Raw genomic sequence first — 679 nt, 5'->3', positions numbered from 1 at the left:
CGGCGGCCGAATTGCCTTGAATGACCAAACCACCAGCGGTGGCTAGCACGCCACCATTCCAGATGGTCGGCAGTGGAATTCGCCAGCGTTCGGACTGAGTCACTGGGTCCCAAGCCAGCAAATATCCTTGCCCCGCTCGCGCCTGCAATGCCTCCATAAGCAGCGCGTTATTGAACCCGCCTTGGTCGGTCTCGACGGCCGTATTCCAGTGTCCGGGATTGACGCGATAGGCGGGCTCGTCGGCGTATTGATACGCCATTTCGTGAATAGGTATATACACTAAACCGGTGCCAGGATGATGCGCCATGGGCTGCCAGTTGTGACCGCCCATTGGCGATGGCCACTGCAACTGAGGCCCCTGTGAATAGTCGGCGTTGTCGGTTTCGATTGGGCGTTTCGTTACGGGGTCATAGCCTGTTGCCCAAGTCACTTTGACGTAGGGCTCGGCAGAAATTAGCTCGCCGGAGGCGCGATCGATAATAAAAAAGAACCCGTTTTTAGGCGCATGCCACAGCACCTTGCGGGTAAGGCCGTCGATTTCCATATCGGCCAACATAATGTGCTGTGTTGCGGTGTAATCCCACGAATCACCTGGGGTTTCTTGAAAGTGCCAACGGTACTCGCCCGTGACAGCATCAAGCGCTACCACTGAAGAGAGATACAAATTATCGCCGCCCTC

Annotated in this window: 1 pseudogene; it reads right to left on the bottom strand. The window is 56.1% G+C overall.

Annotated features, from left to right (window positions below):
* Window positions 1-679: pseudogene (locus ACTF5Z_RS12100) on the bottom strand (PQQ-dependent dehydrogenase, methanol/ethanol family); the annotation flags it as partial.

The organism is Aequoribacter sp. (assembly GCF_965659035.1).
In the GTDB taxonomy this organism is placed as follows: Bacteria; Pseudomonadota; Gammaproteobacteria; order Pseudomonadales; family Halieaceae; genus Aequoribacter.
Note: the sequence above shows the minus strand (reverse complement) of the source record. Positions and strands in the feature narration are given on the sequence as shown.